General features: G+C 28.2%; 12 protein-coding genes and 1 tRNA gene. 3 read left to right on the top strand and 10 right to left on the bottom strand.

Translation table 11 applies throughout. The features are described 5' to 3' along the window. The first annotated feature begins 516 nt into the window (after positions 1–516). Positions 517–1,176 (top strand): ribonuclease T, encoded by a 660-nt coding sequence (rnt, locus tag Bsayi582_RS01890; protein ID WP_500815551.1) that lies wholly within the window; start codon positions 517–519, stop codon positions 1,174–1,176. Positions 1,177–1,265: 89 nt separating this feature from the next. On the opposite strand, the gene grxD is transcribed toward rnt, so the two are convergent. Together grxD and Bsayi582_RS01880 are read right to left on the bottom strand one after the other, a co-directional pair. Next, positions 1,266–1,613 (bottom strand): Grx4 family monothiol glutaredoxin, encoded by a 348-nt coding sequence (grxD, locus tag Bsayi582_RS01885; protein WP_500815550.1) that lies wholly within the window; start codon positions 1,611–1,613, stop codon positions 1,266–1,268. 44 nt (positions 1,614–1,657) lie between these two features. Continuing rightward, positions 1,658–2,278 (bottom strand): riboflavin synthase subunit alpha, encoded by a 621-nt coding sequence (locus Bsayi582_RS01880; RefSeq protein ID WP_500815549.1) that lies wholly within the window; start codon positions 2,276–2,278, stop codon positions 1,658–1,660. A 311-nt stretch (positions 2,279–2,589) separates the two neighbouring features. Between Bsayi582_RS01880 and Bsayi582_RS01875 the strand changes: the two genes are divergently transcribed. Further along, positions 2,590–2,664 (top strand) — tRNA-Val (locus Bsayi582_RS01875). Between the two features lie 332 nt (positions 2,665–2,996). Then, a complete protein-coding gene (locus tag Bsayi582_RS01870) occupies positions 2,997–3,233 on the top strand; it encodes an LPP leucine zipper domain-containing protein (RefSeq protein ID WP_500815548.1) in 237 nt (78 codons plus the stop codon). A 221-nt stretch (positions 3,234–3,454) separates the two neighbouring features. Here Bsayi582_RS01870 and Bsayi582_RS01865 read toward each other — a convergent pair whose 3' ends face one another. The 8 genes from Bsayi582_RS01865 to pheT all read right to left on the bottom strand — a co-directional run bounded on the left by Bsayi582_RS01865 (position 3,455) and on the right by pheT (position 13,573). Beyond that, the gene (locus Bsayi582_RS01865) at positions 3,455–3,904 is read right to left on the bottom strand and encodes a SufE family protein (RefSeq protein ID WP_500815547.1); all 450 of its coding nucleotides are present in this window, start codon (positions 3,902–3,904) and stop codon (positions 3,455–3,457) included. Between the two features lie 27 nt (positions 3,905–3,931). Further along, complete coding sequence (locus tag Bsayi582_RS01860; RefSeq protein ID WP_500815546.1) at positions 3,932–5,164, bottom strand: SufS family cysteine desulfurase; 1,233 nt, start codon at positions 5,162–5,164, stop codon at positions 3,932–3,934. Then, the gene (gene sufD, locus Bsayi582_RS01855) at positions 5,161–6,456 is read right to left on the bottom strand and encodes a Fe-S cluster assembly protein SufD (RefSeq protein ID WP_500815545.1); all 1,296 of its coding nucleotides are present in this window, start codon (positions 6,454–6,456) and stop codon (positions 5,161–5,163) included. Before sufD ends, Bsayi582_RS01860 begins: the two co-directional genes overlap by 4 nt. Continuing rightward, a complete protein-coding gene (sufC, locus tag Bsayi582_RS01850; RefSeq protein ID WP_500815544.1) occupies positions 6,440–7,177 on the bottom strand; it encodes a Fe-S cluster assembly ATPase SufC in 738 nt (245 codons plus the stop codon). Before sufC ends, sufD begins: the two co-directional genes overlap by 17 nt. Positions 7,178–7,247: 70 nt before the next feature. After that, positions 7,248–8,747, bottom strand: coding sequence for a Fe-S cluster assembly protein SufB (sufB, locus tag Bsayi582_RS01845; protein ID WP_500815543.1), 1,500 nt, complete (start codon positions 8,745–8,747; stop codon positions 7,248–7,250). Positions 8,748–8,759: 12 nt separating this feature from the next. Beyond that, positions 8,760–9,140 carry a Fe-S cluster assembly scaffold SufA gene (sufA, locus tag Bsayi582_RS01840; RefSeq protein ID WP_500815542.1) on the bottom strand — a complete coding sequence of 127 codons (381 nt, stop codon included), beginning with the start codon at positions 9,138–9,140 and terminating at the stop codon, positions 8,760–8,762. 585 nt (positions 9,141–9,725) lie between these two features. After that, positions 9,726–10,742: a lipoate--protein ligase gene (gene lplA / locus Bsayi582_RS01835; RefSeq protein WP_500815541.1), complete on the bottom strand. Its 1,017-nt coding sequence runs from the start codon at positions 10,740–10,742 to the stop codon at positions 9,726–9,728. A 422-nt stretch (positions 10,743–11,164) separates the two neighbouring features. Continuing rightward, on the bottom strand, positions 11,165–13,573 hold the full coding sequence (gene pheT / locus Bsayi582_RS01830) for a phenylalanine--tRNA ligase subunit beta (RefSeq protein ID WP_500815540.1): 2,409 nt from the start codon (positions 13,571–13,573) through the stop codon (positions 11,165–11,167). Positions 13,574–13,582: the final 9 nt, after the last annotated feature.

The raw sequence follows: 13,582 nt of genomic DNA, 5'->3' as shown, positions 1-13,582 counted from the left end.
TTTAATCCATCAAATTATAACATATATTTATTGTTTTATGTAAGTATTTTTAAATAGTCAATATATATTAAAAATTAATAATGATTATTTTATATATTAAATGCAAGGTATATAATTATTAATAATTATATAAAAAATTTTTCTGTATTGGATGATTCGGATTGGAATAATAAGCATTTTAAGTTTTATTAATTTATTGTCAAAATTGGTATAGTTTTTTATGAGTAAATGAATTAGTATTATTTAATGTTTTGGGTTTAATAAATTCGTATATTTTTTAAATATTGATATAAATGATTCTTCAAATATTAATAGATACTTAAATGAAGGTGTATATGTATATATATTGAATTATGTCATATTATATGAATAGATTTTGTTTTTTTTAATCAAATTTATTTATTGTTTGAAGTAATTACTTAACAATAATTATTGTATAATAAATTATGTAATTATGTAATCTTATTGTATAATGTTGACTGTTTGTATTAAAAAATATATCTTATAATAACAAATATGATGTATAAAGGTGATCAAAACACTCTTAGAGCACGATTTAGAGGATTTTATCCGGTTGTAATTGATGTAGAAACAGCAGGTTTGAATGCTATTACCGATGCTTTATTAGAGATAGCTGTTGTTACACTTAAAATGGATGAAGATGGTTGGTTATGCATTGATGATTCTCTTCATTTTAACATTAAAACGTTTCCTGGAGCTATCATTCAGCCAGAATCGTTAGCATTTAATGGAATTGACCCAAATAGTCCTTTACGGGCTGCAGTAACAGAGCAAGAAGCATTACATGAAATTTTTGAAATGGTACATCAAGGTATTGAAACCCAAGAATGTAGTCGTGCTATTATAGTAGCACATAATGCTTCTTTCGATCATAGTTTTTTAATGGCAGCCATAGAACGTGCGAGTTTTATGAAAGATAATCCATTTCATCCTTTTGTTACATTTGATACTGCTTCTTTGAGTGGATTAGTGTTTGGTCAGACCGTATTAGCTAAAGCATGTGCTCGTGCAGGTGTGTTTTTTGACAAAAATAAGGCACATTCTGCATTATATGATACTGAAAGGACTGCAGTGTTATTTTGTGAATTAGTAAATAGATGGAAAAGATTCGGTGGTTGGCCGTTAACTTCTAGTTGTTCAAATTCTCACGGATAGTATCACTATATATAATGCATCATATTATAATGAATTATATATATTTTATATTACAACTAAATTATAGTTGTAATATTTATAGAATCAAATTAATTTGATTTGTTTTTATGGTTTGTTTTTTTGTTTTTTATTTGATCAATTAAAATTTTTAACTCACCTTTATTATACATATCAATCATTATATCGGAACCGCCTATTAAATTACCTTCTATCCATAGTTGTGGAAAGGTAGGCCAATTGGAGAATATTGGTAAGGCATATCTGATGTCTGAATGTGTTAACACATCAATATAAATGAAAGCCTTTGTGATATTAGATAGTATTTTTACAGCTTTTGAAGAAAAACCACATTTAGGGTCACTGGGAGTACCTTTCATGTATAAGACCACGGAATTGTTTTCTATTTGATTTTTTATTTTTTTTATTGCATCGTTCATGTTTTTTGTTTTAAGGTTTGGGTTGAATTTATAATAAAAGTGCGTTACTTTTTTAAATTAATAGTCGACAGAATTCTCTCAGTACTATTTATAACAGATTTAATAATAATGTCAAATTCAATATTCACTATATTACCTATTTTTTTTTTACTAAGTGTTGTTTTTTTTGCAGTATATGGTGTTAAACAAACACGTATATGATTGTTGATTATTCTACTTACTGTTAGACTCACGCCATCTACACCAATTGATCCTTGTGGTAGAACATATTTTTGAAAATATTTACTTTTTATACTAAACCATATTATTCTATTATTTTTTGAGGTAATTATTTTTTTAATTTTCCCGACACAATCAATGTGCCCGGTCATTAAATGCCCGCCAATTTCAGAATTGTAGTTTAAAGATTTTTCTATATTAATTAAGTCTCCTACTTTTAATATATTCATATTAGTTAATTTCAAGGTTTCATGTATTAAATTAAAACTAATTAAATTAAGTTTAATAGAAATAACTGTTAGACAACATCCATTATTTGATATAGAGGAACCAATTTTCAGATTTGAAAGCAAATGCGTGGGTAATATAACAGTATATGTTTTAAAATTGATTGATTCATTAATTGAATAAACAGGAACAACAGCTTGTATAATACCTGAAAACATATTTTTCAAATACTATTATATATAATTTTGGTTTATATCTACTATAAATATAACATATACTTTTCTCGTGTTCAATATAACTAAAAATTTAAATTATAAAAAAATATATTATTTTGTTATAAATAAGATATTTCAAAGTGTTTGACGCATGATAAAATCATGTGTATCCTGAAATTTGCGTTGTGTGTTGTTTAGTTTTTACTTATGTAAACTATGTTAGTGTTTTAAAGTTTTCAAAAAAAATATATGAATTAACACTATAGAATATACTTGATTTTAAGTAAGAATGCATTAGTATTTTTAGTTATTGTGCGTTCTTAGCTCAGATTGGTTAGAGCACTACTTTGACATGGTAGAGGTCGATGGTTCAAATCCATTAGAACGCATTAGTTGTTTCAGTGAAGTTGATCAAGTAAAGTTTGAGTGATTTTATACTATCTACGATAGTGCATATATTACATAGCATAGAATTACCAATGATTTTGTGTTTATAGAAGATTGTACTTATTGTTTTATACAATGGGATTATTTATAATATTTATTGTGATAAGTAGAAATTAATAAAAAGCATTGTTAATATAATTTGTGAACTATTACAATAGATACAATGCGATTAATTATTTATGAAAGACGTAAATAATTGGTGGTTTATTAAGATGGGTATATTGTATAGATTACATATATATATATATATTTTTAGTTTAGGAGAATATTCAAGATGAATCGTAATTGGTTAATGTGTTCTATAATTGTTTTGAGTTCCTTTGCGTTAGTTAGTTGTACAAGCGCAACTAAGATAAAAAAGTTATCTTCTGAAATGCACGATTTAAATGAAAAAATTGATCAGATAAGTAATGATGTTGATGCTTTACGCCCTGAAATGGAACAAATTAAAAATGAAGCAATACGAGCAAATCAACGTATCGATAATCAAATTACTTTTTATCATAAGTAATTAAGTTTAATATCTAACATGTAGATAAATAATGTCTACAAGAATATTATACTTTTATATATATCAATGATATAATTTTAGTGGTTACTAAAAAATTAAAAAATAAAACGCATAGAAAAATTATACAATATTTTCAATATATAAAATAACCAATACAATTATTTGTTATAATTGTATCCATGTAATAAGCACATTATATATATAATAAATATTTATTACTATTACAGATTGTGTAAAGCGTTATTGGCTTGCGTGTGTATAGAATCTAAAATTAAATATATTCCTTGAGATCGGGATGCAGTTAAGTTTTGTTTCAATTGTAATTGATTTATTAGAAAGGGTTTAATATCAATATTAGCAGCTTCTTGTAACGTTAATCCTTGATATAAACTGAATATTATGGCAACGATTCCTTTTACAATAGAAGAATCGCTGTCTCCGTGTAATTCTATTAAATAATTATTGAGGAGGGCGTGTGTTATAGAAACAGTAGTTAACACAATCCATGTTTGACTTTGACATCCGGTAATTAAGTATTTTTGAACCCTCATATTTTTTGGAAATTCAGGTAGTAATTTTCCAAGATAAATGATATATGTATATTTTTCTTCCCAATTAGCACAGTGTAAAAAGTTTTGTAGTAGTTGAGCTTTTGTTGGAAGATTTATCATTTTATATCTTACTATAGTGTTAGTATATTATTGATTTAGTAAATGTTGTATTTGTGTTAGTCCATACGTTAAGCGATCAATATCTTCTTTGTTTGTGTACATTGCTAACGATGCACGACACATTCCTGATACTTTAAAATAATTCATAGTTGGTATAGCACAATGATGTCCTGTGCGGATGGCAATGCCATATTGATTTAATAAGGTTCCAACATCATATGAATGGTGTGTTCCTAAATTAAAAGCAATGATGCTGATTCGTGTATTTGGGCCATATAATATCAAATTTGGAATTTTTTTTAGTAAATTTACAGCGTAATACATTAATTGATTTTCATGTGCACAAATTTTATCGATACCTCCGATTTGATTGATATATTTTATAGCAGTCCCTAGACCTATTATACCGCTAATATTGGGAGAACCTGACTCAAATTTCCAAGGCGAATCTATAAATGTTACGTCTTGCATTACTAAATTTACATTTTTAACTATACCACCTCCTACTATCCACGGAGGCATTTTTTGAAGTAGCTTTTTTTTTCCGTACATAATACCGATTCCAGAAGGTCCATATAGTTTGTGTCCAGAAAACACATAAAAATCACAATCTAATTTTTTCACGTCTACTATTTGATGTGCAATTCCTTGAGCACCATCTATTAATACAAGAGCATCGCTTTTTTCTCGTATTATTTTGATTATTTCTGTTAATGGATTTACCGTTCCTAAAACATTAGACATATGTGATATTGATAAGAGTCGACTACGATGATCTACAAGTTTTAATAAACTAGATATATCTAATGTGCCATTAGGAGTTAATGGTATGTAACGTAACATAATTTTTTTGCGTTTTGCTAATGCTATCCAAGGAATAATATTAGCATGGTGTTCCATTTCACTAATGATGATATTATCTCCGCTATTTGTGAAAGTATCTCCCCAACTATTAGCAATTAGGTTGATAGCCTCAGTAGTTCCTTTGATAAAAACAATTTCTTCTTTGGATGCATTGATAAATTGGGCTATATGTAGACGAACTGTTTCCATTTGCTCAGTAGATTCAGTACTTAATGTGTGAACACCTCGATGTACAGCAGCATATTTATTACGATAATAATGAGCTTGTGAGTCTATGACGATGTTAGGTTTTTGAGCGGTTGCAGCGTTATCAAGATAGGTAATAGGGTACGTATTTATAATACTATTTAATATGGGAAAATCTGATCGGATTTTTTTTATAGGATAAACTGTCATAGTATAATTCCTGTTAAAGCTTGATTTATTTTTGTTAATATCTTTTCTTGTACAAGAGTGTTCTCAAGTGATTTTATAATTTCAATAGTAAAAGCGTGAATAAGCATCTTTATAGCATCTTGCTTCGGGATGCCTCGTGTACTTAAGTAGAATAGGTGTTCAGTATCAATTTGTCCTATTGTTGTTCCATGACTGCATTTTACATCTTCGCAGTAAATCTCAAGTTTAGGCATGCTATGAATTGTTGCATTGCGGTGTAATAACAAATTATTGTTTATCATTTTTCCATCAGTTTTGATAGAATTTGGATGAACTTTTATTAATCCATTAAATGAACCGGTACTGCAATCACATGCAATTATCTTATGTAATTGTCTACTGAAAGCATGTCCTTTATTATTATGTTCTAAATAGGTTCGTATATCTCCAATATCTTTTTCTGATAGAAAAGTTAAGCTGTTTAGTAATAAAGATGATCCTGAACTATTCAGTTTAGCACTAGTTTGGTGACGTGTTAGTTTAGGTCCAAGAATAACAAAGACATTACTATTTACGTATGAAGATTCTCCTATGTCAATATCGTTATGTGCTATATGATAACTTGTTCGGTTTTCAAATATTAATTTAATATGATGTAAGTTAGAACGATCTCCTATTTTCATAGACATACGTGCACCACTAAAGTGGCTATTTTTATTCACATTAATAAAATGTTCTATGACATATGCGTTAGAATCATGTTCTATTTCAAGATGATTATGATAATGTGATGTAATCAGTTTGTTTTTTATGTCAGATCCTTCATTAATGTATAATAAATATAATGGTTTTTTTGTTGTTTCTTTTGTGGGTAAATTTATATGTATTGTAGCATCGCTTAAGTATTCAGTTAAGTATAAAAATATTTCTGGTTGAATGGGGTTAGTTGTTTCATGACGACTGGGGTTATGGTTAATTTTGAGTATCCATGGATTAATATATTTATCACTTAATTCTGGTGAAAATCGACCGTTAATAAACGTTAAACGATGAGCGTCTATAGTAAATCCTAATTTTTTATATTGAGATATATTCAAATTGCTATTTTCGGCAAAGTCAAAATTGTGTGCTAAAAATTCCTTAAAAGAGGTGTATTGCCAGTTATCTTTTTGAATATTAGGAAATCCTAGTATTTTAATACGTTCCCAGCATTTATGTGTTGTGTTCGAATGAACATTATTTTTTTGTTTAAATAATTGATACCATTTATTTAAAATTTGATTATTATTATTATTATCAATATAACCAACCATAACCTTTTTCCTCAATTTTTTTTACTAAAGATGTGTCGCCAGATTTTACAATACTACCTTTATGTAATACATGTACATAATTTGGTTGAATATATTCAAAGATTCTTTGATAATGCGTAATGATAATAAATGAACGTATTTTGTTGTGTAATATATTAAGACTATTATAAACAGTTTTTACTGCATCAATATCTAGTCCAGAATCTGTTTCGTCAAGAATACATAGTAATGGTTCTAATATCATCATTTGAAGGATATCATTGCGTTTTTTTTCACCTCCAGAAAATCCAACATTTACTGATCGAGTTAAAAGATCGGAGGGCATCTTTAATAACGTCATTTTTTTTTGAACGAGTTGGATAAAATCAAATTGATCAATAAGTGGTTGATGTTTATATTTGCGTACAGCGTTAACGGCGCTGTGCAGAAATAATTGATTGCTAATACCTGGGATATCTACTGGATGTTGAAATGCTACAAAAATTCCTTCACCCGCGCGTTCCTCTGGTTTCAAAGATAATAGATTTTTATTTTTAAATAAAATTTGTCCATCAGTAACAATATAATCTTTTTGACCAGATAGTGTAGCAGACAATGTACTTTTTCCTGAACCATTCGGACCCATGATAACATGTATTTCTCCAGGATTAATTTCTAAATTTAATTTTTTTAAAATGGACACTCCTTTTACGCTGACATTTAAATTTTTTATTGATAGCATCAGGGTTTCTCCTGTTTATTTTTTTGAATGCTTATATCTAAAAAAGTATTTAGATTTAAGATGTAGAATGTTATCCCACGCTGTGTTCTAAAGTAATTGCTAGTAATTTTTGTGCTTCTACAGAAAACTCTAAAGGTAATTTAGAAAATATGTCTTTACAAAATCCATTTACAATCATGGAAATAGCGTCATCTTCGTTAATACCTCGTTGTAGACAATAAAAGAGTTGGGTATCACTGATTCGTGAAGTTGTAGCTTCATGTTCTAATTGCGAGTTATTGTTATGTACTTCGATCGTAGGAAATGTATGAGAGCCACACTTATTACCTATTAACATTGAATCACATTGTGTGAAGTTACGTGAATTTGAAGCAGTTTGTGTAATTTTAACTAGCCCTCGGTAAGTGTTTTGACTATTGCCTAGAGCAATACCTTTTGAAATAATAGTTGAATGTGTATTTTCTCCGATGTGAATCATTTTTGTTCCAGTATCTGCTTGTTGTATACCGTTAGTAATAGCGACTGAAAAAAATTCTCCAATAGAATTTTTTCCTTTCAATATTACACTTGGGTATTTCCAAGTTATAGCAGAACCAGATTCAGACTGGGTCCAAGACATTTTAGAATTTTCTCCAATACATAGCGCTCGTTTAGTAACAAAATTTAAAATACCACCTTGAGAGTGTTGATTGCCAGAAAACCAATTTTGTACTGTTGAGTATTTTACTTGGGCATTTTTTAATACGATAACTTCTACAACTGCTGCGTGGAGTTGATAATTGTTGTGTATTGGCGCTGAACATCCTTCAATATAGCTTACATAACTGTCTGCATCGGCAATTAGGATAGTGCGTTCAAATTGTCCAGTTTTTTTAGAATTCATTCGAAAATAAGTGGAGAGTTCCATAGGACAACGTACATTTTTTGGAATATATACAAATGTTCCATCAGATACAACTGCAGCGTTAAGTGCTGCAAAAAAATTATCTTTGAAAGATACTACAGTTCCTAAATATTGACGTACTAGATCTGGATAATCACGAATAGCATCATGAAATGAACAAAAAATAATGCCTTTTTTTGATAAAGTATTACGAAACGTAGTGGATACGGAAACGGAATCGAAGATAGCGTCGACTGCTACATTTCCTTCTTCTTGTACTGGTATGCCTAGTTTGTTGAAGGTTTTTTCTACTTCTTTAGTTAAATATTTTGATTTGTTTGATAAAGTAGTATTTGTATCTTTTTGTGTTATATGTTTTGTTTTTTCTGTGGTACATGCTGGGGCGGAAAAATAACTGTAGGAATTGTAGTTTAGTTTTTGATAATTTCCTTGGAGCCAATGTGGTTCTTTCATATTTGACCAGGCATGATAACCTGATAGTCTGAATTTTAACATCCATTTTGGTTCTAATCTTTTTTTAGAAATTTCATGTATTACATTTTCATTAATACCTTGACTTAATTCTTCGTTGTTTAATTTGGTAAAAAATCCTTCTTTGTAATATGAATTGTCATTTTGAGTTGAATTTTTATTAAAATTGTATATGTTAGATCTATCACGTGTCATAATAATACCTATTTAGATTCCAAAGCTTTCACCGCATCCACAGAAATATTGCGCTTGAGGATTATTAAATTTAAACATATAATTTAATCCTTCTTGTACATAATCTAATTCAGTTCCATCAATAAATGGCATAATATCTGGTGGTACAAATAGTTTAGCTCCATTACGCTCATACATTAAGTTATCATGATCTAATGAGTCTACTGTATCCATAATATATGTAAATCCTGCACATCCTGATTTTTTTATCGTTACTTTTAATCCTAATATATCAGGATTTTTGTTTACTAAATGAATAATTTGTCGTACTGCTGAATCAGTTAAGGTTAATCCATTCCAAGATGTATTTTTTTTTGGTATACAATGTGTATGTTTTGTTATATTGTTTTTCATGATAAATTTCCTTGAAAAAATTATTTTACAGTATTTCTGTTTAAGTAAATATACTACTTATTATTTTCTATTTAAGTGTATGTAGTTATAAAAAATATGCGAAATATTACATAAAATATTGTATGAGAATATTATCTTATTATGTCATAGATGCTATGATCTATCATTTATACATTAATTTATACAAATTAAACTAAAATTTAGTAGGTATTATATTCTAATGGAAGTAGATTGTATAAAAATTTTTTATGTGTAGTTGATTATTAAAATTCAGTGTGTCTATTATTATAAATAGGTATAAATTAAAGATAGGATCAATATTATATATCACTTTAATACGGTAAATATAACACATACATTCAATAATACTACTTTTAAATAGTATGAAAGGCAATTTATTTTGCTTTAAAGGTACAATTTATTTACTTATTATTGTAAATTTTACATTATGTTTAGTTACAATTACATTGTAACTTTTGTGTTAATTTTTTTGTCTTATTTTATCGATTATAGTTATTACGGTTGATAAAACAAACTTTACGTATTTAAGTATATAAAAATATTAGTACTTAAGTTTACAATGAACTAAGATAATTTTTCAATTAACCAGTCAGAGACTTCTGTTAACTCTTTTTTATATTTAGACCAATCTTTTATCCATTGCTCACAACAATATAGAATATTTTTAGTATTATATGGTACACCTATTAGTCTTTTTGATAATTCTTCTAAGGGTTCTGGTTCTAAGCTGTCAGTAAAAATACGACTACGATTAATTATTCCACGTTCTATATCAAAATGTAATGTTATGCTAGCCCAATCAAAACGAGTATCTAATTGATGTGTAAATGCAGGAGCGCTACCAAAATTCCAGTTCCAATCCCGTTGTTTGTTAAATTGTTCAGAAAACCCTGGCATTTTATAAATATCATCTATGGATAATATTTCTGGTTTTACTCTCATTCCATGATATTGAAAGAATGCTTCTGTTAATCCTTGACAAACTTCTTCATGATTAATATTAGGTTTTAATTCATTCAAATTAGCAACTCGAGATCGTATAGAAGTGATTCCTTTAGTTTCTAGTTTTTTTGAATCTGGATTAAGATAATAAGTAAGTTTATCAATATCAACGTGCAAGAGTAATGTTCCGTGATGAAACTTGCGTTCAGATGTTTCACGATATGCAGAGCCACTGATTTTACGTTCTCCTTCTGATGTACGTATTACTAGATCATTACGTCCGGAAATAATGGCGTTAATTCCTATATGATTTAATCCATTTAAAACTATATTTGTAGACAATTTTTTATCATAATATTTTTGAGTAGACATAAAGGTAAAACAAGTATTACCTAAATCATGAAATACAGCTCCACCTCCACTACTTCTTCTAGCTAATTTAATTCCATCTCGTTCCATACGGCGAGTATTGCATTCTTTCCATGCATTTTGAGCGCGTCCTATAACTACTGTGTTTTGGTTTCTCCATAGAAATAATATAGATTGTTTTTTAGGTATATTTTTAAAAATATATTCTTCAATCGATAAATTAAACCAGGGATCATAAGAGTTAGATAATAATAGTCGCAAAGAACACATGTATTTTCTCCTTTTTTACTAGTATTTGGTGTATACTGTATTTACTTGTAATTTTTTGTTTAAATTTTAGTTTGTGAGATACAAACTCTATTTATGAAATAGAAAGTTATACTATCATGAATATAATAATTTTTAAAATTATTTTTTATTGAATTATCAGTATAATAAATAAAATTTTGTATGTGTTTTAAAGTGTTATTTATTATTATATAGTTAAGTATATGTGATTGTTTACTGATAATATGTACGAATGTTATATTTATATGGATGTTATGTAATTAAAGGAATTAGATATTTTATTTATGTTTTTATTATTAATAATAGATTTTATTTGAGATAGTTTATATTTTTGATATTTTAATACTAGTAATAATACATAATATTTATTTTTACTAGTATTAAATGATACATAATGAGTATTTTTATCGTAAAATCCCATGAAAACGTTGTTTTAAGATAATTGAGCATTGATTAATAATATCAGAAATTTCTTCTTCCTTTAAAGTATGAGTTTTACTTTGTAAAAATAATCTAATAGTAAAGCTTTTAAATCCTTTTGCAATGCCTTGTCCTTTATATACATCAAATAATTTTATTTCGATTAATTGATCTGTATTGGCAAGTTTTTCACATTCAGTAATAATGGATTCTGCTGATATATTATCCGGGACTATTACAGAAATATCGCGACAATTTTTAGGAAATTTGGAAATAGCAGTAATTTTAGATAATTTAGACTGAGAAATGGCACTCCATGATAATTCGAAGATTAACGCGTATGAACGCAAATTTAATTTTATTTGTATAGCAGGATGAATCGTTCCAACATATCCAATGCACATATTGTCTAAATAAATTGCTGCGCTTTGACCTAAATGTAACGCAGGATGTGTGTATTTTTTAAATTTAATATGATTTAATTTATTGGTGATGTTCAATAATGCTTCTACATCTCCTTTTATGTCATAGAAATCTACTGGATGTGTCGCCACATCCCAATGTGTATTAAATCTAAATCCGGATCGTATGCCAGCGATCATAAATTTTTGATGTACTTGGTTTTCAATTGTTTTATCTGGAATAAAACATATGCCGCTTTCAAATAATTTAATTTGTTTTTGTTGTCTATTTTGATTATATACTGTTGATTGAATTAATCCTGGCCATAAAGACAATCTCATAACAGACATATCTAACGTAATTGGGTTTTTTAAAATTAATGGAGTCTGCTGTGGATGTAATAGTTTTTGAATATTAGGATCTACAAAGCCATATGTTATTACTTCTTGATATCCACGATCTATTAGTAATGCTTTTGTTCTTGATAAAGATATAGTATTATCTTTTTTTTGAGCATGATTTGTTGTTAATTTTGCATCGATCGAAACACGTGAAATGTTGTTACATCCATGAATACGTATAATTTCTGCTATTAAATTTTCTTCTATAGAAATATCGAAACGCCAAGTTGGAGTGAGTACCGTCCAATGATTATTTTCAAATTTCGTTTGAAAACCAAGACTTTTTAAAATATGTGTGACGTCTTGGTTTAAAATATGAAATCCGATGACTTTATCTAATTTAGAACGATGTAGTACAATACTAGTAGGTTGTGGTAATGCAGTGGTGTTGATAACGCTTGTTATTGGTCCAGGATAACCCCCACAGCTTTTTAATAGTAATGACGTAACACGATCTAAAGCTAATTTAGATATGCTTGGATCTATTCCTCTTCGTACATAACGAAACGAGGCAAGGTCATTTTCATGCATCATGCGATATTGTTTAGATTGTTTTACGATAGTGGATGGAGTAAAAAAAACAGATTGTAAGATAATATTTTGAGTGTTAGCAAAAATATAATGTTGATTTGACGTAGTTATTCCAGCAATTGATAATGGTTTTTTGTTATCAGCAATGATCACTGTATTAGGAAAAAGTTCTAAATTACTATTATTAGGTAATGTTAGTATTTCTCCTTTTTGAGAAAAACGTATGCGTATTATATTACCATCAACTTTTTCATAATCAATGATGTTAATGGGATGTCCTAGTTCTAATAATACATAGTTTATAATGTCTATAACTACATTGATTGAACAAATCCCACAACGACGTAATTTCTCTGTTATCCATAAGGGAGTAGAGACATCAATGTTAATATTTTTTAATATTCTCCCCAAGAACTGTGGGCATGCGTCAGGAACTTCAATAACAACGGGAATAGTATCATTAATTTTTGGTTTAATTGAACATATTTTTAATTTTTTTAATTTTAAACGGTTAATCGCTGCTATTTCTCTAGCCATACCGATGATATTGAGACAATCTCCTCGATTAGGAGTAATGTTCATTTCAATAGTGTTATCATTTAAATGTAAATAATCATAAAAGTTTTGACCAATAGGAGCGTCTATGGGTAGTTCTATTATGCCTTTTGTATTATTAGTTATACCTAATGTTAAAAAATCACATAATATTCCTTCTGAGTATTGATCGTGTATGGTGGTTAATTCAATTTTATGTTTATTTGGTAATATTGCTCCTATAGTAGCAACTGCGACTCGAATATTTTTTCGGCAATTGGCGGCATCACAAACTATATTTAATAATTTGTCGGTACCGTTATTTACTTTTACTATTTGTATGTTATGGAAATTGGGATGTATTTTACAGTCTACTATTTCGCCAATAACTACTCCATAAAAAATTTTGGACACAGGTTTTAATTCATTGACTTTAAATCCAGCCATAGTTAGTTGATCAATTAATTTAATGCTATCGATAGATGGGTTTGCCCATTCCCGTATCCACATTTCACTAAATTTCATTTTAATATC

The organism is Candidatus Blochmannia sayi (nom. nud.) (genome assembly GCF_059935855.1).
This window is presented reverse-complemented; position numbering and strand designations above follow the sequence as displayed.